This window comes from Streptomyces sp. NPDC093089 (assembly GCF_044754405.1).
In the GTDB taxonomy this organism is placed as follows: domain Bacteria; phylum Actinomycetota; class Actinomycetes; order Streptomycetales; family Streptomycetaceae; genus Streptomyces.
Genome location: NZ_JBIVPA010000017.1, coordinates 1 through 19343 on the forward strand (window position 1 = coordinate 1; position 19343 = coordinate 19343).

The 19343-nt window shown below is 73.0% G+C and carries 17 protein-coding genes and 3 pseudogenes; 8 read left to right on the forward strand and 12 right to left on the reverse strand.

The genetic code is table 11. The annotated features are described in order from the left end of the window. Window positions 1–305 precede the first annotated feature (305 nt). A complete protein-coding gene (locus ACIQFX_RS32710; RefSeq protein WP_402470729.1) occupies window positions 306–584 on the forward strand; it encodes a hypothetical protein in 279 nt (92 codons plus the stop codon). A 262-nt stretch (window positions 585–846) separates the two neighbouring features. After that, window positions 847–1380 carry a DUF6584 family protein gene (locus ACIQFX_RS32715; protein WP_402470732.1) on the forward strand — a complete coding sequence of 178 codons (534 nt, stop codon included), beginning with the start codon at window positions 847–849 and terminating at the stop codon, window positions 1378–1380. A gap of 136 nt (window positions 1381–1516) precedes the next feature. Here ACIQFX_RS32715 and ACIQFX_RS32720 read toward each other — a convergent pair whose 3' ends face one another. The 4 genes from ACIQFX_RS32720 to ACIQFX_RS32735 form a co-directional block, all read right to left on the reverse strand. After that, window positions 1517–2905 carry an NlpC/P60 family protein gene (locus ACIQFX_RS32720; RefSeq protein WP_402470734.1) on the reverse strand — a complete coding sequence of 463 codons (1389 nt, stop codon included), beginning with the start codon at window positions 2903–2905 and terminating at the stop codon, window positions 1517–1519. A gap of 74 nt (window positions 2906–2979) precedes the next feature. After that, the gene (locus ACIQFX_RS32725) at window positions 2980–3279 is read right to left on the reverse strand and encodes a hypothetical protein (RefSeq protein WP_402470736.1); all 300 of its coding nucleotides are present in this window, start codon (window positions 3277–3279) and stop codon (window positions 2980–2982) included. A gap of 37 nt (window positions 3280–3316) precedes the next feature. Then, window positions 3317–4039 carry a TetR/AcrR family transcriptional regulator gene (locus ACIQFX_RS32730; RefSeq protein WP_402470739.1) on the reverse strand — a complete coding sequence of 241 codons (723 nt, stop codon included), beginning with the start codon at window positions 4037–4039 and terminating at the stop codon, window positions 3317–3319. A 29-nt stretch (window positions 4040–4068) separates the two neighbouring features. Beyond that, window positions 4069–5004, reverse strand: a complete 936-nt coding sequence (locus ACIQFX_RS32735; RefSeq protein ID WP_402470741.1) for a diiron oxygenase — start codon at window positions 5002–5004, stop codon at window positions 4069–4071. A 155-nt stretch (window positions 5005–5159) separates the two neighbouring features. Here ACIQFX_RS32735 and ACIQFX_RS32740 point away from each other — a divergent pair, with 155 nt between their 5' ends. After that, complete coding sequence (locus ACIQFX_RS32740; protein WP_402470744.1) at window positions 5160–6269, forward strand: ferritin-like domain-containing protein; 1110 nt, start codon at window positions 5160–5162, stop codon at window positions 6267–6269. An 83-nt stretch (window positions 6270–6352) separates the two neighbouring features. Here ACIQFX_RS32740 and ACIQFX_RS32745 read toward each other — a convergent pair whose 3' ends face one another. The 5 genes from ACIQFX_RS32745 to ACIQFX_RS32765 all read right to left on the reverse strand — a co-directional run bounded on the left by ACIQFX_RS32745 (window position 6353) and on the right by ACIQFX_RS32765 (window position 13705). Beyond that, window positions 6353–7828, reverse strand: a complete 1476-nt coding sequence (locus tag ACIQFX_RS32745) for a penicillin-binding transpeptidase domain-containing protein (protein WP_402470747.1) — start codon at window positions 7826–7828, stop codon at window positions 6353–6355. Continuing rightward, a complete protein-coding gene (locus ACIQFX_RS32750) occupies window positions 7825–9204 on the reverse strand; it encodes an FtsW/RodA/SpoVE family cell cycle protein (RefSeq protein WP_402470749.1) in 1380 nt (459 codons plus the stop codon). Before ACIQFX_RS32750 ends, ACIQFX_RS32745 begins: the two co-directional genes overlap by 4 nt. Before the next feature lie 66 nt (window positions 9205–9270). Then, window positions 9271–10545, reverse strand: coding sequence for an ATP-binding protein (locus ACIQFX_RS32755; protein ID WP_402470752.1), 1275 nt, complete (start codon window positions 10543–10545; stop codon window positions 9271–9273). Next, the gene (locus tag ACIQFX_RS32760) at window positions 10542–11363 is read right to left on the reverse strand and encodes a hypothetical protein (protein ID WP_402470754.1); all 822 of its coding nucleotides are present in this window, start codon (window positions 11361–11363) and stop codon (window positions 10542–10544) included. Before ACIQFX_RS32760 ends, ACIQFX_RS32755 begins: the two co-directional genes overlap by 4 nt. 197 nt (window positions 11364–11560) lie before the next feature. Further along, window positions 11561–13705 carry a PBS lyase gene (locus tag ACIQFX_RS32765; protein ID WP_402470757.1) on the reverse strand — a complete coding sequence of 715 codons (2145 nt, stop codon included), beginning with the start codon at window positions 13703–13705 and terminating at the stop codon, window positions 11561–11563. A 224-nt stretch (window positions 13706–13929) separates the two neighbouring features. Between ACIQFX_RS32765 and ACIQFX_RS32770 the strand changes: the two genes are divergently transcribed. Further along, window positions 13930–14079, forward strand: coding sequence for a hypothetical protein (locus ACIQFX_RS32770; protein ID WP_402470758.1), 150 nt, complete (start codon window positions 13930–13932; stop codon window positions 14077–14079). A 185-nt stretch (window positions 14080–14264) separates the two neighbouring features. Here the strand turns inward: ACIQFX_RS32770 and ACIQFX_RS32775 are convergent. The 3 genes and pseudogenes from ACIQFX_RS32775 to ACIQFX_RS32785 all read right to left on the reverse strand — a co-directional run. After that, window positions 14265–14765: pseudogene (locus ACIQFX_RS32775) on the reverse strand (DNA ligase); the annotation flags it as partial. A 222-nt stretch (window positions 14766–14987) separates the two neighbouring features. Then, complete coding sequence (locus ACIQFX_RS32780; protein ID WP_402471012.1) at window positions 14988–15152, reverse strand: hypothetical protein; 165 nt, start codon at window positions 15150–15152, stop codon at window positions 14988–14990. Window positions 15153–15155: 3 nt separating this feature from the next. Further along, window positions 15156–15320: pseudogene (locus tag ACIQFX_RS32785) on the reverse strand (hypothetical protein); the annotation flags it as partial. Here ACIQFX_RS32785 and ACIQFX_RS32790 point away from each other — a divergent pair. From ACIQFX_RS32790 to ACIQFX_RS32805, 4 genes and pseudogenes are all read left to right on the forward strand, one after another. Beyond that, window positions 15283–15423: pseudogene (locus ACIQFX_RS32790) on the forward strand (Ku protein); the annotation flags it as partial. The pseudogenes ACIQFX_RS32785 and ACIQFX_RS32790 overlap by 38 nt on opposite strands. A gap of 41 nt (window positions 15424–15464) precedes the next feature. Further along, window positions 15465–15590 carry a hypothetical protein gene (locus ACIQFX_RS32795; RefSeq protein WP_402470761.1) on the forward strand — a complete coding sequence of 42 codons (126 nt, stop codon included), beginning with the start codon at window positions 15465–15467 and terminating at the stop codon, window positions 15588–15590. A gap of 350 nt (window positions 15591–15940) precedes the next feature. Next, entirely contained in the window at window positions 15941–17482 is a 1542-nt protein-coding gene (locus tag ACIQFX_RS32800; protein ID WP_402470994.1) for a M4 family metallopeptidase, read from the forward strand. A 1418-nt stretch (window positions 17483–18900) separates the two neighbouring features. Further along, window positions 18901–19176 carry a hypothetical protein gene (locus ACIQFX_RS32805; RefSeq protein WP_402470763.1) on the forward strand — a complete coding sequence of 92 codons (276 nt, stop codon included), beginning with the start codon at window positions 18901–18903 and terminating at the stop codon, window positions 19174–19176. Window positions 19177–19343 lie beyond the last annotated feature (167 nt).

Consider the following 19343-nt stretch of genomic DNA (forward strand, 5'->3'; position numbering starts at 1 on the left):
GTGGTGCCATCCCACCTCCCCTGCTGGTTGGAAGCGTCATCACTTCCAACCAGCACAACGAGCAACCCGGTGAACCTATGCGGTCACAGCACTAGCCGGCCCGGCACGTCCAGCAGCCCCGAACCGCACCGACACGCGCTAGAGGCACAGGAGCCACCAGATGCCTCTCGTTCGCCGACTACGGGCTCGTCCAACTCGCCTGCCTGGCATGCCAGGCACTCGCCCTGTATCCCGTCGTGGTGCCGGGACGGACGGCGACACCGCAGGATGTCACCCGTTACGCCGGCATCCACGAGAGCCTCACGGTGACCACTGTCTGCGGCGCTCTGCTCTTTGCCGGGTTCCCCGGCCTGCTGCTGCTCGTCCTCCTCGGCGACGACGTGGACGAGCTTCCGTGGGACGCCGTGCTCTTCTCGATGACGGCCCTCATGCTGGCCTGCATCGCGGGCCTGTTCGCCGGAGGCCTCGTCTCCGACAAGGTGCGGGCGCGGCGCCGTGCGGCGGGCGGCCACGGTGGGGAGGGCGGCGACGGCGGCGCCGGCACCGGAGCTGACGCGGACACGGGCGGCTTCGACGCCGATTGAGCAGCGGCCTGAACGCGGAGTGGGCGACACCCCGGGGGCCGGGCAGTTCGGGACCTGGTCCTTGATCGTGGGTTGACCGAGGTGCGGCTGGACAGGTCGATCGAGGACGGGGGACAAGCGCGCACGGCTCCTGTCCGCGGAGACCGGCTCCGGCGTTCTCGCGGGCACCGTGGCCCCTCTGGAGAACTTCGCCTCCGCGGCCTTGCGGGGGGCGTTCGAAATCGGGTCGATCGGTGGCGGGCGGGTGGTCGAGGATGGGGGCATGTCTCTGTCGAACACCCTTGCGCGTGTGGACGCCGACCTGGCGGCCGGGCGTGTGCCCATGGCGCGGCAGCGCCTGCGTGGCCTTGTTTCGTCCTTTCCGTATGACCTGACGCTTCGGCGTCGGCTCGGTGAGGTGTACCGGCTGTACGGGGACGCGGCCGAGGCGGGGCGGTGGACGTACCTCGAAGAGGAGCGGCGGGAGGACGAGACGGCCGCGTTCGAGGAGCGGTACGGGTCCACGGGGTGGCGGATGAAGGCGCTCGCGTGGCGGGGGCCGGAGGCGCTGGCGGCGACGGCCGTCGCCGAGGAGCGGCTCGTGGCGCTGCGGACCGCGCGTGAGCAGGAGCTGGGACGCGCGGTCGACTGGGACGAGCCGGCTTCCTACGAGGACGACGGGGACGAGGACGGGGAGCACGTGCCCGGCGCCGACGGGTGGGACGTGGGCGGGGTGCTGATGGGGCTCGGGTGCCTGGTGGGGTGCCTGGCCTTCGCGGGGGTCTGGGTGATCGGGGTGATCACGCTCTTCGAGTAGGGCCGGGACCTCCGCGCGTGGCGCACGGGCCGAGGGGACGTCCCGTCGGTCGGGCCGGATCAGGGAGCGGGCGTGCCGGGCCCCGCGAGCCCGGCCTGATCGGCAAGGCGTTCCCAAGGCCCTTGAGGAGGAGGGCTCAGCCCCGGTTGAAGCCCTCGTCCGCTCCCTCCTTGGCGCCCGGGGGGAGGGTGGGCGGGGTGTACGCGGACAGTGGCCGAGCGCCCGGGTCGGGGCGTACGGCGCCGAGCAGGGGGTTGGCCGCGACGGGGGAGACCTTCACCTTTCCGCCGGGGCGGGGCGCCTGCACGACCAGGCCGCCGCCGAGGTAGAGCGCCACGTGGGTCGCGCCGGGGAAGTACACGACGAGGTCGCCGGGGCGCAGTTCGGTGAGCGCGACGCGGGGCAGGGTCGCCCACTGCTCCTGGCTGGTGCGCGGGATCTCGCGCCCCGCCGCCGCCCAGGCCCGCTGGGTCAGCCCCGAGCAGTCGTACGAGTCGGGCCCCTCCGCCCCCCACTCGTACGGCTTGCCGATCTCGCCCACCGCGAAGCGCAGCGCGTCCGCGCCCGCCCGCGAGGGCGTGCGGGTGCCGTCCAGGACGCCGGTGTCGAGCAGCTCGCGCTGCGCGCCCGCCGTCTGGACGCGCTCCAGCTCGGCGAGCCGGGCGAGCTGCTCCGGCGAGAGGCCGGCGAGCAGCTTCTCCACCTCCCGCAGCTTCCCCGCCACCTCGTCGCGCCGGGTGCGCTGCGCCGCCGCCAGGGTCTGCTGCCGGTCCAGGGCCTTGCGCGAGGCGCTCGCGAGCGCGTCGGCCTTCCGTTCGGTCCCTTCCAGCCGCTCGACGGCGGTGGCCCGGCCGCGGGCCGCGCGGGCCATCAGGTGCCCCTGGTCGAGCGCCGACTGGGGGTCCGCCGAGAACAGCAGCCGCAGGTACGAGGAGAACTCGGACCTCCCCTGGTACTGCTCCCGGGCGATCCGTCCCGCCTCGGCGCGCCCCTGTGCCAGGGCGGTGCGGGCGGCGGTGAGCCGAGCCGTGACCTTCCGGGTGTCCGCGGTCTGCACCTTCAGCGCCTCCTCGGCGGCGTTGAACCGCTCGGTGGCCTCCTCGGCCTGCTGGTACAGCGCGCGCAGCCGGGTGAGGAGGCCGGTCACGGAGTCGCCGCCGGGCGGGGGGAGGGCGGCGGCGTCATCGTCGCCGGGTGCGGCGGTGGAGGGAGTCGTGGGCGTGGTGGGAGTGGCGGAGGGGGGCTCCGAGGCAGCCGGGGTGAGCGGATCGGTCGGGTCGAGCGGATCGGCGGGGGTGGTCGGCGGGGCGAGAGGGGCGACCGGGAGGGTCGGATCGGTGGTCGGGTCGACCGGGCCCACCGGTTCCGCTGCAGGGTCGGCCCAGGCGATGGGGGCTTCCGTCGGGGGGGCCGGGGCCGGGGCCGGGGAGGGCGGGGCGGTGCCCGCTGCCGGGAGTGCTCCGGTGAGGGCGGTCGCGGCGGCGAGAGCCCCCGTGCAGACCGTGCGCAGCAGCCTTCGTGACACGTCACCACCTCCACGGGGATGATGACGTGTCACTTCATCTGATTACCGTACGAACAGGGGCGCGTCCGGCGTCCTCACTCGTTCGGCTCAGCGTTCGGCGCCGGGGCGCCGCTCGGCTTGGACCACGGCCACTTCAGTTCACGCCGCTCGCGACCCTCGGGGGCGTACTGGTAGACCCAGCCGCGCTGGAGGCCGAGGCGCTTCGTGTAGCCCGCCGGCTCGCGCCGGTAGGCGTACAGGGCCGGCGGGCGGCCGTCGCGGGCCGGGACCGGGACCTCGTACCACTTCGGGGGGTGGCCGGTCGGGCCGAGGAGGATCGGCAGGACCCGGCCGTCGAGGGGGCCGCCGCGGAAGGGGGTGTTCTCGCTCTTCACCCCTCCAGTCTCTCCCGGGCGGCCTCCGGCACCAGGCTCACAGCAGGTGCGCCGCCTCGCCGACCACGGGGATCACCTTGCGGGCGAGCGTCGCCACCGGGCCGGCGGACGTCTCCTGCGCGAGGAGCCGCCGGACGACCTCCGCCGTCTCCGCGTCGCTCGCCGAGGTCGCCGCGAGGAGGGCGACGAGGTGGTCGACGAGCCATTCCCGCAGCTCCCGGGCCGGCGGCTGCTTCTCCTCGTCGAGCCAGATGAGCGAGGCCGCCTCCACGGCGGCGATCCACGTGCGGACCAGCAGGGAGAGCCGGGGGCCCGGCCGCTCCGCCCCGAGGTGGACGAGGATCTGCTCGGCGGCGGCCCGGCGCACCTCGTCGACGATCGCGCTGGTCCGGGAGGTCTCGGCGACGCTGCCGCCGCGCAGCAGGGCGCTGAACCCGGCGTCGTGCTCGTCGACGAAGGCCAGGTACCGGTCGAGCACCCGGCCGAGCCGCTCCGTGGGCGGCCCGTCCTGCGGCTCGGTGAAGCAGTGGTTCAGGGCGTCGGCGGAGGACCGCAGGGCGGCCTCGTACAGCTGCTGCTTGCCGCCGGGGAAGTACCGGTAGACGAGGGGCCGCGAGACGCCCGCCGCCTCGGCGACGTCGTCGAGGGAGACGTCCTCGGGCGTCCGGTGGGCGAAGAGCTCCAGGGCGGCGTCGAGCAGCTGCCCGCGCCGCTCCTCGACGGTGAGCCTGCGGTACGCGGGAGTGGCGGCGCTGGTCATGTCCGCAGCGTAACCGCGGAGCGGCGCCTTCAGGCGAGCAGGCCCGAGGACTTCCAGAGGCGGCGGCCGGGCCCGCGCAGCACGCCGATGTCGTCGAGGAAGTCGGTCAGCCGCTTCGCCCCGGACCGCATGACCTCCTGCCGGTGCCCGCTCGCCCGCACCTGGGCGACGGCCTCCCGGCGGTCCAGGCCAACGGCCTCGTACACCCCGGGGTTGACGAAGCAGGTGGAGAAGACCCGGGCGGCCTCCCCACAGCTCAGCCGGGTGAACTCCTGCTCCCAGCGCGGGGCGGTCGCCATCTGGCGGCGCAGCTCCTCGCGGGCGTACCGCACGTGGCGGGCCTCCTCGACGACGTGGATCCGGGTCACGCCGCGCACCAGGGTCTGCACCCGCTCGTCCGGGAAGGTCAGGCGCTGCATCCAGTCGAGGATCTCCTCGCCGAGCAGGGTGGCGGCGAAGGAGCCGGGGGTGGTGGAGACGGTCTTCAGGATCCGCGCGAGGTTGTGGTAGATCCGCGGCACCGGGTAGGCCGGGGTGCCGCCGCGGGTGATCAGCCGGGCGAACATCATCGAGTGGCGGCACTCGTCGGCGATCTCGGTGAGCGCGTAGCGGACGTGATGGCTGGTCAGGGACTTGTCGTAGATGTGCCGGACGAGCAGCTGCATCAGGATGATCTCGAACCAGATGCCGAGGGAGGCGAGCGAGGCGGCCTCGTGGCGGGAGAGGGCGATCCGCTGCTCCTCGGACATCCGGCGCCAGAGAGGGGTGCCGTAGAGGGAGACGAGCTCGGGCGGCCAGAACCACTTGCCGTCCTCGAAGGGGGAGTCCCAGTCGAGTGCGGTGTCCGGGTCGTACGAATGCCTGCGGGAGGACTCCAGGAGGCGTTCGGCGACCTGCTCGCGGTCGCGCAGCGGCCCCAGTGCGTCCTGGAGGAGGCTGAAGTCGGGCTCGGTGAAGGGGGTCATGGTCCGGGCACCTCGCTGCACTCGACGTCGCGTTACCGGGGGTCGCTTCGTAGGAGACCGCCCGTCGGCAAGCCCGTCAATCCCTTGCGCACGACTTGTTGACGACTCGTCTACTACCGTGTGAGCCTGCTGGGAACGGACGGAAGGAGTCGTCAGTGTCGACGCACGACCTCTATGTCAACGCCCCCGCCGGACCCGTGTGGCAGGTACCCGCCACCGGTGCCGCCCGCTTCTCCTGGGACTACGACGACGGCCGTGAGCGCCTCCTCGCCCTCTACCGCAAGGGCAAGGACAAGCAGTGGGACGGGGCCACCCGCATCGACTGGGACCTGGAGGTCGACCCGTACGACCCGCTCGGCACCCCCGACGAGGTCCTGAACCTGTACGGCACCCGCCACTGGGCCAAGATGACCGAGAAGGACAAGGGCGACCTGCGGCGCCACTACTCCTCCTGGCAGTTCAGCCAGTTCCTCCACGGCGAGCAGGGCGCGATGATCTGCGCCGCCCGGATCGTCGAGTCCGTCCCCGACCTCGACGCCAAGTTCTACTCGGCCACCCAGACCATGGACGAGGCCCGGCACGCCGAGATCTACGGCCGCTTCCTCCACGAGAAGATCGGGATGCTCTACCCGATCAACGACGACCTCCAGGGCCTGCTCGACGACACCCTGCGCGACTCCCGCTGGGACATGCCCTACCTCGGCATGCAGGTGCTCATCGAGGGCCTCGCCCTCGCCGCCTTCGGCATGATCCGCGACACCACCGACAAGCCGCTGCCCAAGCAGATCCTGGCGTACGTGATGCAGGACGAGGCCCGGCACGTGGCCTTCGGCCGGATGGCGCTGCGCGACTACTACCGGCAGCTCTCCGACGCCGAACTCCGCGAGCGCGAGGAGTTCGTCATCGAGGGCTGCCACCTGATGCGCGACCGGCTGCGCGGGGTCGAGGTCCTGGAGAACTTCGGCATCCCGCGGAAGGAGGCAGAGGAGCTCAGCGAGCAGAGCGAGTTCCTGCACCTCTTCCGCAAGCTCCTCTTCAGCCGGATCGTCCCCTGCGTCAAGGACATCGGCCTCTGGGGCGAGCGCCTCCAGAAGGCCTACCTCGACATGGGCGTCTTCGACCTCGGCGACTCCAACCTCGACCTCCTGATGGCCCAGGACGAGGAGATCGCCGAACGCCTCGACGCGCAGCGGTTCGCGGCGGAGGAGCGGGCCCGCGTCACGGAGGTCGCGGACGCGATCGCGCAGGGCGCGGCGGAGGAGTGACCCCTACGGCCGGGCCCCCGCTCCTACGGCCGGGCCCCCGCTCCTACGGCCGGGCCCCCGCTCCTACGGCCGGGCCCCCGCCCCTACGGCCGGGCCGCCGCCTCCAGGCGCAGCGCCTCCGCCATGACGGCCTTCGCGACGGGGGCCGCGCTGCCGCCCCCGCTGATGTCCGTGCGGGAGGCCTCGGCGTCCTCGACGACGACGGCGACCGCGACCGCGGGCTGGGCGGAGTCCTCGGCCTGCGCCCAGGCGATGAACCAGGCGTACGGGGTGCCCGTGTTGCCGAAGCCGTGCTGGGCCGTGCCCGTCTTGCCGCCGACCCGGGCGCCCGGGATCGCCGCGTTCGAGCCGGTGCCCTCCTCGACCGCCTTCACCATCAGCCGCTGGAGCTGGATCGCGGTGGACGGGTTCATCGCCTGCCGGTAGCTGCGGCGGCCGGTGCGGTCGACGGTCGTGCCGCCGGAGGTGGTGGTGCGGTCGACGAGGTACGGGTGGGCGATCTCCCCGTTGTTGGCGACGGCCGCGGCGACCATCGCCATCTGGAGCGGGGTCGCCGTCGTGTCGAACTGGCCGATGGACGAGAGCGCCAGCTGGTCGGGGCTCATCTCCCGGTCGAAGTTGGACTTCGCCACCCAGGACGGCACCCGCAGGCCGGTGTCGTCGAAGCCGAACCGCTCCACCGCGTCGACCATCCCCGCCAGGCCGACCTCCACCCCGAGGCCGGCCATCACCGTGTTGCACGACCACTGGATGGCGTACGCGAGGGAGGCGTCCCCGCAGCCCTTCGCCTCGTTCGGCAGCACCTGGCGGGTGCCCGGCAGCACGAACGGGTCGGGGGTGTCCGTCGGCGCCTCCACGTCCCGGACGACCCCGGCGTCCAGGGCCGCCGCGGCCGTCACGATCTTGAAGGTGGAGCCCGGGGGGTACGTCTGGCGCAGCGCGCGGTTCAGCATCGGCTGGTTCGGCGAGGTGTTCAGCCGCTTCCAGGCGTCCTTGACCGCCGGGCCCGTCCCCGAGAGGACGCCCGGGTCGTACGAGGGGGAGCTGACGAGGGCGAGGATGCGGCCGCTGGAGGGTTCGAGCGCCACGACCGCGCCGCGCTTCCCGTCGAGCCCCCGGAAGGCCGCCTCCTGCATCGTGGCGCGGACCGTGGTCGCCACGTCGCCGCCGGGCTGGTGGCCGCGGGTGAGGTCGTTCCAGAGGGGCAGCGGCGCCAGCATCGGATCGGTCCCGGACAGGATCCCGTCCTCGGCGTGCTCGACGAGCGTCGTGCCGTACGTCTGGGAGGCGAAGCCGGTCAGGGGCGCGTACAGCGGCCCCTGGCGGTAGGTGCGTTCCCAGCGCAGCTGCTGGCCGCTGTCCCGGGAGCCGGTCACCGGCTTCCCGTCGACGAGGATCTCGCCGCGCGGCTCGGCGTACCGCTCGATCGCGATCCGCCGGTTCGCCGGGTCGCCGTCGAGCGACGGGGCTTCGAGGACCATCACCCGGGCGGCGTTGACGAGGAGGGCGGCGAGCAGGACGAGGCAGAGGGCCGCCGCCCGCCGGATGTACCGGATCACCGGGCCTCCTCGGTCACGGGCGCGAGCGTCCCGGTGTCGGCGGCGTCCGGCTGCGGGACCCGCGAGGAGTCGCTGACCCGGATGAGGAGGGCCACGATCACCCAGTTGGTGACGACCGATGAGCCGCCCTGGGCGAGGAACGGCATCGCCATGCCGGTGAGCGGGATCAGGCCCATCACCCCGCCCGCGATCACGAACACCTGGAGCGCCACGATCGAGGCCAGCCCGATCGCGAGCAGCCGGCCGAAGGGGTCGCGGAGCGAGAGGCCGGCGCGGTAGCCGCGGGCGACGAGCAGCGCGTACAGCAGGAAGAGGGCGGTGAGGCCGACGAGTCCGAGCTCCTCGCCGACCGTCGCCAGGATGAAGTCGGACTTGACGGCGAAGCCGATGAGGACGGAACGGCCGAGACCGAGCCCCGTGCCGAGCATCCCGCCGGCCGCGAACGCGAAGAGCGACTGGGCGAGCTGTCCCGGCCCGTCCCCGGCCCGGATCGAGGCGAACGGGTCGAGCCAGTCCTGCACCCTGCTGTGCACGTGCGGTTCGAGGGAGCCGACCAGGAACGCGCCCGCCGAGGCCAGGAGGAGGCCGACCGCGATCCAGCCGGTCCGCCCGGTCGCCACGTACAGCATGATCACGAAGAGGCCGAAGAAGAGCAGTGAGGTCCCCAGGTCCCGCTCCAGGACCAGCACGCCGACGCTCAGCAGCCAGATGGCGACGATCGGCCCGAGCACCCGCCCGGTGGGGAACTGGAACTTCCAGATCCGTCGGCCGGTGTACGCCAGGGCGTTGCGGTTGGCGGCGAGGTACGCGGCGAAGAAGACCGCGAGCAGGATCTTCGCGAACTCGCCCGGCTGGAACGAGAGCCCGCCGAGCCTGATCCAGATCTTGGCCCCGTTCACCGCCGGGAAGAAGATCGGCAGGATCATCAGGGCGAGCGCGGCGGCCACCGAGACGTACGCGTACCCCTGGAGGGTGCGGTGGTCGCGCAGCAGCGCCACGACCACGATGAAGAGCGCCACCCCGAGCGTCGACCAGACCAGCTGCGTCGCCGCCGCCTGGTCGTTCGGCGTCTCCAGGTCGAGGCGGTAGATCAGCACCAGCCCGAGGCCGTTGAGCAGGACCGCGATCGGCAGCAGCAGCGGATCGGCGTACGGCGCGCGGAACCGGACCGCGAGGTGGGCCACCAGCGCGAGCAGTCCGAGCCCGGCGCCGTAGCGGGCCGCGTCGGGGGGTACGGCGCCGCTGCGGGCGAGGCCGACCGCGGCGTAGCCGGAGACGGAGATGAGGACGGCGCAGACGAGGAGGGAGAGTTCCACGCCGCGGCGCTTCGGCATGCGTACCCCGGGCGGGGGAGCGTCCGTGCGCGGTGCGGTCATGGTCGGCAACGTAGCAAGCGCTATGCCCTATGTCCCTTTTGTGTGACGGTGCGCCGTGGAGCGCCGTCAGTCCTCCGGGTCGGCGTCCGCGAGGCGCACGTACTCGGGGAGCCGCAGCCGGGCCTCGGCACCCGCGCCCTCGGCCGGCCGGGCGAGGACCAGCTCGGCGCCGATCACCTCCGCCTGCCCGACGGCGATCGTCAGCCCGAGCCCGTGCCCCTTGCCCCCGCTCTCGGTACGGAACCGCTGCGGCCCCGACTCCAGGAGGTACGCCGGGTACCCGGGTCCGTGGTCCCGCACCGACACCACCGGGCCGTCCACCGTCACCACCACCGGGGGCGCCCCGTGCCGGTGCGCGTTGGCGACCAGGTTGCCGAGCACCCGCTCCAGGCGCCGCCGGTCCGTCTCCACCGTGGCGTCCCTGACGACCCGCACCTCCGTCGCCGTGCCCGAGGCGCGCACCACCCGCTCGGCGAGCGGCCCGAGCTCGTGCACCGCCAGGTCCACGGTCTCGTTGCGGGCGTCGAGGCGCGAGATCTCCAGGAGGTCCTCGGTGAGACCGCGCATCGCCCGCACCCTGTCCCGGACGAGCTCGGAGGGCCGGCCCTCGGGCAGCAGCTCGGCCGCCGCGGAGAGCCCGGTCAGCGGGGTGCGCAGCTCGTGCGCCACGTCGGCGGTGAACCGCTGCTCGCTCTGCAGCTTGCGCTGGAGCGATGAGGCCATCGTGTCGAGCGCCCCGGAGACGGTGGCCACCTCGTCCTGCGGGCGCGTGGGGTCCTTCGTCCGGGGGTCGTCGACGCGCGCGTCCAGGTCGCCGGCGCTGATCCGCCGGGCCACCTGGGCGGTCAGGTGCAGCCGCCGGGTGACCCGGGTGACGGCGAAGGCGCCCACGAGCAGGGTCACGCCGATCGCGAGCACCGAGGAGCCGACGATCGACCGGTCGAGCGCGTCGATCGTCTCGGCGCTCTGCGTGTAGTCGACCCGGACCGCCAGGGCGTGTCCGTCCGCCGGGCCCGCCGCCCACATCGTCGGGCGGCCCCGGTCGTCGGCGACCATCGTGCCGTGCTCGCCGCGGACGGCGAGCGCCCGCAGGGGCGCCGGGAGGCCCGGCGGGTCGATCCCGGCGAAGCGGGGCAGCGGCTCGCCCGCCTCGTAGAGCCGGCCGACCTCGGTGAGCCGGGTCAGCGCCTTCTCCCTGGAGTCGTTCACGGTCTGGGAGGCCACCGAGACGTGGACGAGCACGCCGAGCAGCGCGGCCAGCGCGCAGCACATCACGGTGATGAAGACCGCGGCCTTCCAGGTGAGGGTCGCGGTCCAGGCGGGCAGCCGGGGCGGCTTCACCGGGCAGGCTCGGCGGGCACGGGCACGGGATCCGCCGGGACGGGGTCGCCGGGTTCCCCCGAGGCGGGCGGGGTGCTCGGCGACGGGGTGGCGCTGGGGCTGACCAGACGGGGCACGGGCACGGCCGAGGGCCCGGTGCGGGAGGGCCGCACCCGGACGATCTCGTCCCGGGTGGGCAGCATGCTGTGCTGCTGCTCGTCCCAGGACCAGGCCGTGCGGTACTCGTACCCGGGGATGCCGGCCGACCCGACCCGCATGATCAGGTCCCGGCCCGCCAGCTCCACGCTGATCACCTGGTCGACGGTGGACATGATCCTGGTGAGCCCGCCGTTCTCGGCGAGGTAGACCCGCACCCCGACCTGCTGCTGCGGCATCCGGATCCCCACGATCAGCTCGTCCCGGCCGTTGCCGGTGAGGTCGCGGTAGTACGGCCGCATGACCGGGCAGGCCGCGGGCGCGGACGGGCACGCCTCGATCGCCCGCGCGGTCTCCTCGTGGAGCCCGTCCGCGCCCGCGTACGCGTCCGGGTTCGCGCGGACCTCGGCGCGGACCACCGCGACCGCGTCGACCGTGTGGACGTCGTTGTCGGCGACCTCGATGCCGGGGACCCGCTGGGTGTCGGACTCGCCGTAGTCCACCGGCGGGTTCGTCGCGGGCGCGAGGTCGGGCCACAGCCGTACGGGCCCCACGGCCGCCGGCGTCGCCCCGGCGCTCTGCAGGTCGCCCTCCCCGCCGCCGCACCCGGCGAGCGCGAGGCCGAGGACGAGGCCGAATGCGCACAGGGCGACGCCGGCGCTGCGCACTCCGTGCGGTCTCACGGTGCTCCTCGGTCGGTCGGGACGGGTGCCGCTCTTCTCCCGTAGACCTTATTCGGAGGGAAGTCCTTTTTGTCCCTTCATCGGGTTGTCGGGACGCGGCGGAGCCCCGCACCGCAGGACGGGAGCCCCGGCCGACGGTGCGGGGCTCGGCAGGACGGGAGCCACGGCCGGCCCGCACCGCAGGACGGGAGCCACGGCTACGGCCGGCCCCGCTCCATCCGGGCCAGCGCCGCGCGGCACAGGGTCAGGAGCTTCTCGTCGAGATGGATGTCGTGGCTGCCGGAGGCGCCCTCGCGGGCGTTGTGGCGGCGCCGGCGCGTCAGCTCGGTGAGGATCACGAGCTGGGCCCCGGACGCGGCCGGACCCATCTCCGCGAGCACCTCCGCGATGTCCATGCGCGCGTGCCGGTTCTCCTCCCAGGCCGCGAGCAGCACCGGCAGCGTCGTCGCGGTCTCGCCGGACACCCGCCACAGGGCCGTCGCGGTCCTGACCCGCACCCACAGGTCCCGCGAGGCCAGGCCGGGCCGGAGGGCGGGGGCGGCCCCGGCCGCCGCCGGGCCGATCTCGGCCAGGGCCAGGGCGGCGCAGCACCAGTCCGCGCCGGACAGGCCCGGCCGCAGCCACCACTCCAGGGCCGCGAGCGCCTCCCCGGTGTCACCTTCGGCCGCCCACAGGGCGCGCGCCGCCGTCGTGGCGACCGCGGCCGACTCGGCGGCCAGGAGTCTTCGCAGCTCCGGTACGGCCTCCCGGGCGGCCGGGCCGAAGGAGGCCAGCGTCCGCAGGGCCGAGTCCCGCACCCAGTCGCGCCGGTTCTCCGGGGCGCCGCGCAGCACCCGCAGCACTTCGGGAACGGCCTGCCCGCCCCGTACGGCCGCCAGCGCGTACAGCAGCGGCGCCGCCCGGTCGTACAGCCGCTCGTCGAGCTCGACCTCGGCGAGCCGGCGCCGCAGCAGCGGGGCGAGCATCGCCGCGGAGGGCCCGAGGCCGTCCATCGCGTACAGCAGCTCCCGCCGCACCTCGCCCTCCTCCAGGGCCCGGGCGAGCAGCGGGACCGCGCGGGCGTCCCCGGCGCGGGCCAGTGCGAGCAGCGCCCCGTCCCGCCCGGACCGGCCGATGAACGCGTACCCGCTGCCGTGACCGGGACCGGCGGGCACGGCGGGGCCGCCGGTCCCGGACCCGGCCGGGCCCGACGTCAGACGGGCGACCAGCGCGTCGGAGGCCGGCCCGCCCAGCTCGAAGAGTCGCTCGAGGAAGGAGGTGGCGGCCTCCCTGAGCCGCGGCTCGGGGTCCTGGAGCTGGTCGCCGACGAGCCGGACGACCTCCTCGTACCGCCCGCGCCACATCCTGATCAGCCCGCCGCACAGCCGGATCGCGTCCGAACGCTGCCCCCAGTCGGGGCTCCGCAGCTGCGCGAGGACCAGCGCGATCCGGTCGTCGACGCGGTCGTCGAGTGCCGTGTGCAGGGTCCGCAGCAGCTCCTCGGTCCACGGCGCCGGCCGCCCGGCCGCGTGCTCTTCGAGCAGCTCCCTGACCTGCCCGATCAGCGTCGGCGCCGCCGACCGGTAGCCGTCGGCCCCGGCGGCCGGCGCCTGCGCCGCCGTCCGGATCTCCTCCAGGAGCCGCGTCACCCACGGCACCACGTCGTCGGGGATGTCCGCCGGTGCGCAGCGCGCCCGCTGGGCGAGGGCCGCGAGCCGCAGTCCCGGATCGTGCGCGGCACGGGCGAGCCAGTCGAGCCAGTCGACGGTCTCGTCGCGCAGCGACGCGTGCCGCAGCGCGATCCGCCCGACGGCGGCCACGAGGGCGAGCCGCACCTCGGTGTCCCGCTCGACGGTGAGCCGCTCCCGCAGCAGGGTCAGCACCCGGCCGGGCTCGGGGTGGAGCGAGGCGAGCGCGCACGGGGCGGCGAGCCGCACCTCGGGGTCCGGGTCGGCGACGAGACCCAGGAAGACGTCGGCCCCGGCGGCGATGGCGGCCGCGGCCATCGCGTAGTTGGCGGCGGGGATGAACTCCTCGTCGTCCGGCGCGAGTTCGTCCAGTTCGTCGAGCTCGTCGTCGTCGTCGAGCTCGATCCCGCCGATGCTGGTGAGCAACTCGACGATGCAGCCGCGGTCCTGGACCGCGGGGTCGGCGACCAGTTCGAGCAGGAAGGGGATGCAGGCGAGCGTCGAGTCGTAGACGTCGCCCTGGTGGTGCACGGCGCCGTACATGCCGTCCAGGGCGGTCTCGCGCTCCGCGGGATCGGCGGAGGCGAGTCCGCGGAGCAGCTCCGGCACGTCGTCCGCGGGGCCGTACGCGTGCCCCAACGAGGCCCAGTCGACCTCCTCGATCCCCGTCAGCATTGCCGGCCGCCTTCCCCGTGAGCGCTGTGCCAGGGAGCAAGTGTGCACCACAGGGCCGCCGGCAACGCCTAACCGGCGACACCCGCCCCGCGCGGGGCCCCGGTTGCGGCCTCTTTGCGCCATATACGCTGCGGAGCAGGGCAGTTGCTCTCGGTGTATGCCTCCGGAGACCCGGCGTCCGCCCGTCAGCCCCCCGACCGGACCCGGACGAACGACGTGCTCCCGTGCCGCCCCGCGAGCCGCCGCAGCTCGACGGGGAGCGGCGGGTCCACCGGCCGCACCGGCCCGTGCCCCGGATCGTCGGCGAGCGGACCGCCGCGGTCGGCCGCCGGCGCGCCGACCTCGCGCGCCTGCGCCGGGGTGAGCCAGGGTGAGCCGGGGTGAGCCGGGGCGAGGCGGTGACGGTGCGGCCGTCGGGGGGCCGGACGAGCAGGGCCCGGGTCCGGCCCGCCGGGCCGACGAGGCCCACGAGCAGGCCGTCGCCCGTGTCCGCGTGCCGGACCTTCCGCCACGCCCAGGTGGCGCCGGCCCGGTAGGGCGAGCCCAACCGCTTGGCGACGATCCCCTCGACCCCCACGTCCAGCAGCTCGCGGAACCACCCGCGCGCGGTCCCCTCGTCCGTGGTGGCCGGCACGCGTTGGAGGGGCGGGCCGGCCTCCGCGAGGGCCGCGCCCAGCAGCTCCCACCGGTCGCGGAGCGGCAGGCTCCGCACGTCCTCGCCGGGGACGGCGAGCAGGTCGAACGCGATGTACGAGACCGGCACCCCGGCCCGCACCCGGCCCGCGTGGGGGCCCAGCGGATCGGTGAAGCTCAGCCGCCCGTCCCGGTACGCGCACAGCTCGCCGTCGAGGACGACCCCGGCCGGCAGCCGCTCCCCGAGGTGCGCGGCGATCTCGGGGAACGCGGGCGCGAGATCCCGGCGGGACCGCGACCGGAGCACGACCCGCCCGTCGCCGAGCACGAACGCGAGGGCCCGGAAGCCGTCCAGTTCGAGGGAGTACTGCAGCTCCCGGGGCGGCTCTTCCTGCGCCGGGATCTCGTCGGCGGACCGGGGCCGCATGACGTCCACGGGCGGCACGAGCGCGACGGCGGCACCGCGGGCGACGGTGCCACCACGGGCGAGGGCGGCACCGCGGGCGCCGACCGCCCCGCCTTGCCGTGGCGCCCCGACGGCGTCCCGTGCCGGGCCGCCGTCCCGCACCCCCTTGCCGCCGTCCCGTCCCGTCCCGCTCCGGCGCCCGGCGCTCGGCCGCGCCGTTCCGTCCCGTCCCGAGTCCGCCGTTCACGGCACGGCTCCCGCCCGTTCGGACGAGAAGAGCGGGGCGAGGAGCTCCCCGTACCGCTCAAGACGTGGCGCGATGTCGTCCATGAGGAGGACGAGCCGACCGGGGGCGGGGGCAGCGTCGGCGCACCGCTCGACCTCGTCCCAGGCGACGGGAGCCGACACGGTGGGAAGGGTCCCGGCCCGCAGGGCGTAGAGGGTGGCAGTGGTCTTGGCGGCGGGTTCTTGGTGAAGAAGAGTTGCCCCTCCGGGCCGTCCGGATGGCGCAGGAAGGACACCGGCCGGTCGTACAGGCACCGAGAGCCGGTCCGTCTCCTTCCGCCAGATCCACACCGAGGACGGCGGCTGCGTCCGCTACGAGAAGGTGCGCGAGCTCGACGGCCAGGAGGTCGCCCGGACGGAGATCGGCAAGGTGTACGAGGACGTCGACGGGACCACTCGTACGCCCAAGGCCGCGGACGCCGAGAAGTCCACCTCGTGGACGGCCGCCAAGAAGGCGGCCCCGCCCGCAAGTCGACGTCGACGGCTGAGAAGGGCGCGGCCAAGAAGACGGCGGTGAAGGCGACGACCAAGAAGGCGACGCCCCGCAAGCGCTCGGCCTGACGCACCGGGCCCCACCCCCTCGCTCCCTCCCCTTCGCCCCCACCCCACCCCTCGCCCCGTCGAAGCCTCCGGAACGCATCGCTCCTCCGGGGGCTTTCCGCTGCCCGAAGGCGGGCACGAGGGGGTCGAACTCGCCGCATACCGAACAGAGTTATCTGTCCTTCGGACAACAGCTGGTCAAATCCTTGTTGCAGACCTGTCAAAGAGTGAACTTCGCTGGCACGCTCACACCCGCATCACCCACCCCCACAACCCCCACGCTTTTCAGCGAAGGAGCCCGCGTGACCCGCCAGCAGTCCTCGCACCGCCGTACCACCGCCCGCGCCGCCGCCCTGATCGCCTCGGCCGCCATGGTCGTCGTCGGAGTCCAGACCGGATCCGCCAGCGCCGACGCCCAGCGCGAGGCCGGCGCCACCTCCGTCGCCCTCTCCGGCAACCAGCGCGCCGCGGCCGTCCAGGAGGCCCAGGCCGGCGCCGCCGCCACCGGCAAGGCCATCGGCCTGTCCGGCAAGGAGGCGCTCGTCGTCCGCGACGTCGTCAAGGACGCCGACGGCACGGTCCACACGCGCTACGAGCGGACCTACGAGGGCCTGCCGGTCCTCGGCGGCGACCTGGTCGTCCACCAGAAGAAGTCGGGCGCCCGCTCCACCACCAAGGCGACCGAGGCCCGCATATCCGTGGCGAGCACGACCGCCGCGGTCCCCTCCGCCACCGCCAAGCAGGCCGCCCTCGCCTCCGGTGCCAACGCCTCGGAGGCCGCCTCCACCGCCCGCAAGGTGATCTGGGCCGCGACCGGCAAGCCCGTCCTCGCCTGGGAGACGATCGTCACCGGCGTCCAGCAGGACGGCACCCCGAGCCGCCGCCAGGTCGTCACCGACGCCACCACGGGCAAGGAGCTGTACGCCTACGAGATGATCGAGACCGGCACCGGCAACACCATGTACGCCGGCCAGGTCAGCCTCGGCACCTCGGGCTCGTTCACCCTCACCGACGCCACGCGCGGCGGCCACAAGACGTACGACCTCAACGGCGGCACGTCCGGCACCGGCAGCCTCTTCACCAACTCCACCGACACCTGGGGCAACGGCCTCGCGTCCAGCCGCGAGACCGCCGCCGCCGACGCCCACTACGGCGCGGCCCTCACCTGGGACTTCTACAAGAACGAGCTCGGTCGCAACGGCATCCGCGGCGACGGTGTCGCCGCCTACTCCCGCGTCCACTACGGCAACGCCTACGTGAACGCCTTCTGGGACGACTCCTGCTTCTGCATGACCTATGGCGACGGCATCGGCAACACCCACCCGCTCACGTCCATCGACGTGGCCGGCCACGAGATGTCCCACGGCCTGACCTCCTCCACCGCCAACCTCCGCTACAGCGGCGAGTCCGGCGGCCTGAACGAGGCCACCTCCGACATCCTCGGCACCTCGGTCGAGTGGTACGCGGGCAACGCCACCGACGCCGGCGACTACCTCATCGGCGAGAAGATCGACATCAACGGCAACGGCACGCCGCTCCGTTACATGGACAAGCCCAGCAAGGACGGCAAGTCCGCCGACTACTGGTCGAAGTCGGTCGGCCGCCTCAACGTCCACTACTCCTCGGGTCCGGCGAACCACTTCTTCTACCTGCTCTCCGAGGGCAGCGGTGCCAAGACGATCAACGGCGTCGCCTACAACTCCCCGACCTACGACGGCTCCACCGTCACCGGCATCGGCCGCACCGCCGCGTACAAGATCTGGTACAAGGCGCTGTCCACCTACATGACCTCCACCACCGGCTACTCGGGCGCCCGCACGGCCACCCTGAACGCCGCGAAGGACCTGTACGGCGCCGGCAGCACCCAGTACAACGCGGTCGCCGCGGCCTGGACCGCGATCAACGTCAAGTAACACCGCGCGAGCACCAGGGCGCCCGGCGGTTCCGACCGCCGGGCGCCCCCCCCGTTCTTCCTGAGCCCAGCCCCCGACCTCGGTGCGACACCGAGGCACACCTCAGCGGTCCCTAAAAGCCTGAACCGGATCCCGGACGTCCGAGCCAGGAAATGCGACCTGTTGTGACACATCGTCAGTAATTGCTACTGCCCGGCTCGCACTCGGTCCAAGCCCGCCGACGCTACTCGGAGGCCTGTCCAGAGCCGTTCGTCCGCGTTCCGCGTGTCCGACCGGGAAGCCTTCACAAGGGGAGATCCGCGGCGTCCCAGCCCTGCGCGTCGGCCACCCGAGCCCGAGACCGAAGCCCCTGCTCGGCGTCACAGAACGCGTACCGCTCCCGCCTGACCTCCCACCCGGTGGCATCCTGCTCCCGCCGGCCGTACGGCCTTCGGCGCCCGGACCGCATGGACGCGCTCGACGATCGGCTCCTTGGGCGATTGGTGGTTCGTGAAGTGCTCAGGGGCCGGGCGAATCGGCGAGCGTGTGGATGCTCGGAGGCCGATCCGTGGGGTGACGTGATGCAGGATTCCGTTCCACTGGCCGTTGGCGTTCACGTACGCCTGGTCCAGCTCGCTCTGCTCGTCATCCACCAGGCGAAAGGACGGCCGCCTGCGTAGCTCACCAGAGAAGGTGTTGCACCAAGTGATGGTGGCACGTGTCGCGAGTGCAAGTTTGCCCGGAGTCAGGGTCCTTGTAGGAAGGACAGGGGTAGTCAGGGTCAAAACATTGCGCGCACACAGAGACCCCTTCACTCAGTTCCAAGAGCCCACGTGCCCTCTTGTGCACGTCGAGGAGTCGAGCCTCAGCCTCGGTTAGCTCAGCGAGAATCCCTCTCTGGGCGTCAGTCAGGTTGGATTCGGCAGGCACTCTCATCACGCCCTTCCAGCCAGGCGTTGCAACCAACCTCAAGGACCGTCACATCGTGCGAGGTCCTACCTTTCCAGCGTTCCACTGGTGGGCCGCTGACGCACCCCCTGGGCCACGGACGCGACCGCAGCAGCCGCAGGCCAGGACACGGGCGCGCAGGATGTGGCCGCTCCCCGGCCCCGCATCGGGTTCCCCTTCGGGGCCACCCGATACAGCTCGGCAGGAGACGGCGATCCCTCCCGAAGTTCCGGAGGGCCGAGGACCGGTGCGATCCACCGGTTGGCGTCGTCCGCCATGTGGTGACCCAGAACAGCTCTGAGCCGAGCTGGAGCAGGGCGCGCTCCTCGACCGCCTCTCATCTCGGCGGGATCCAGCGGGCGGTCGCGTGACGGTTGCATGCATCTGCGTTCGGCGCACACTGGAGATTGAGCCCGCGTCACAGGGTTGCCGATGCGCTCGCGTCATGCAGAGCGGGCAGAAGCAAACAGCGACGTAGAAGGGATCTTGTCATGCCCGAAGGAGCTGAGATTCGCGGCACCATCAGCAAAGTGGGAGAGCAAACAGTTGAGGTCTACAAGATGTCCCTCGACCTCGATGAAGCATCACGGGAGAAGCTGAGGGCGGACCCCAGTGGAGTCCTGAAGCGATTTCTGGAATCTCAGGGGTACACGGTAAACGCCCTGAGGATTCCAGATCTGCATGCCAACGAGGATGTATGGCCCTCGGGGTGGATCCACATTCCCAGCGGCCCGGACAAGTCCCATTGGCATCAGATTTACCTGTAGGCGGCACAGAAGAATCAGGCATCACCTGCGTCGACACCCCTTCAGTGCTGCACTGATGGCAGGGAGGTGCGGAGGAAGCGGAGCCTCATGTTGTCCGACGGCAGGACGTGGACCGAAGAGCAGCAGAAGACCATCGAAGACGCCTCGAACCACGTCAGACGCGCCTT

Coding starts and splice junctions, on each gene's coding strand:
- ACIQFX_RS32715 (WP_402470732.1), top strand. CDS start 847: ATGTCTCTGTCGAACACCCTTGCGCGTGTGGACGCCGACCTGGCGGCC.
- ACIQFX_RS32730 (WP_402470739.1), bottom strand. CDS start 4,039: ATGACCAGCGCCGCCACTCCCGCGTACCGCAGGCTCACCGTCGAGGAG.
- ACIQFX_RS32735 (WP_402470741.1), bottom strand. CDS start 5,004: ATGACCCCCTTCACCGAGCCCGACTTCAGCCTCCTCCAGGACGCACTG.
- ACIQFX_RS32750 (WP_402470749.1), bottom strand. CDS start 9,204: ATGACCGCACCGCGCACGGACGCTCCCCCGCCCGGGGTACGCATGCCG.
- ACIQFX_RS32765 (WP_402470757.1), bottom strand. CDS start 13,705: ATGCTGACGGGGATCGAGGAGGTCGACTGGGCCTCGTTGGGGCACGCG.
- ACIQFX_RS32800 (WP_402470994.1), top strand. CDS start 15,941: ATGGTCGTCGTCGGAGTCCAGACCGGATCCGCCAGCGCCGACGCCCAG.
- ACIQFX_RS32805 (WP_402470763.1), top strand. CDS start 18,901: ATGCCCGAAGGAGCTGAGATTCGCGGCACCATCAGCAAAGTGGGAGAG.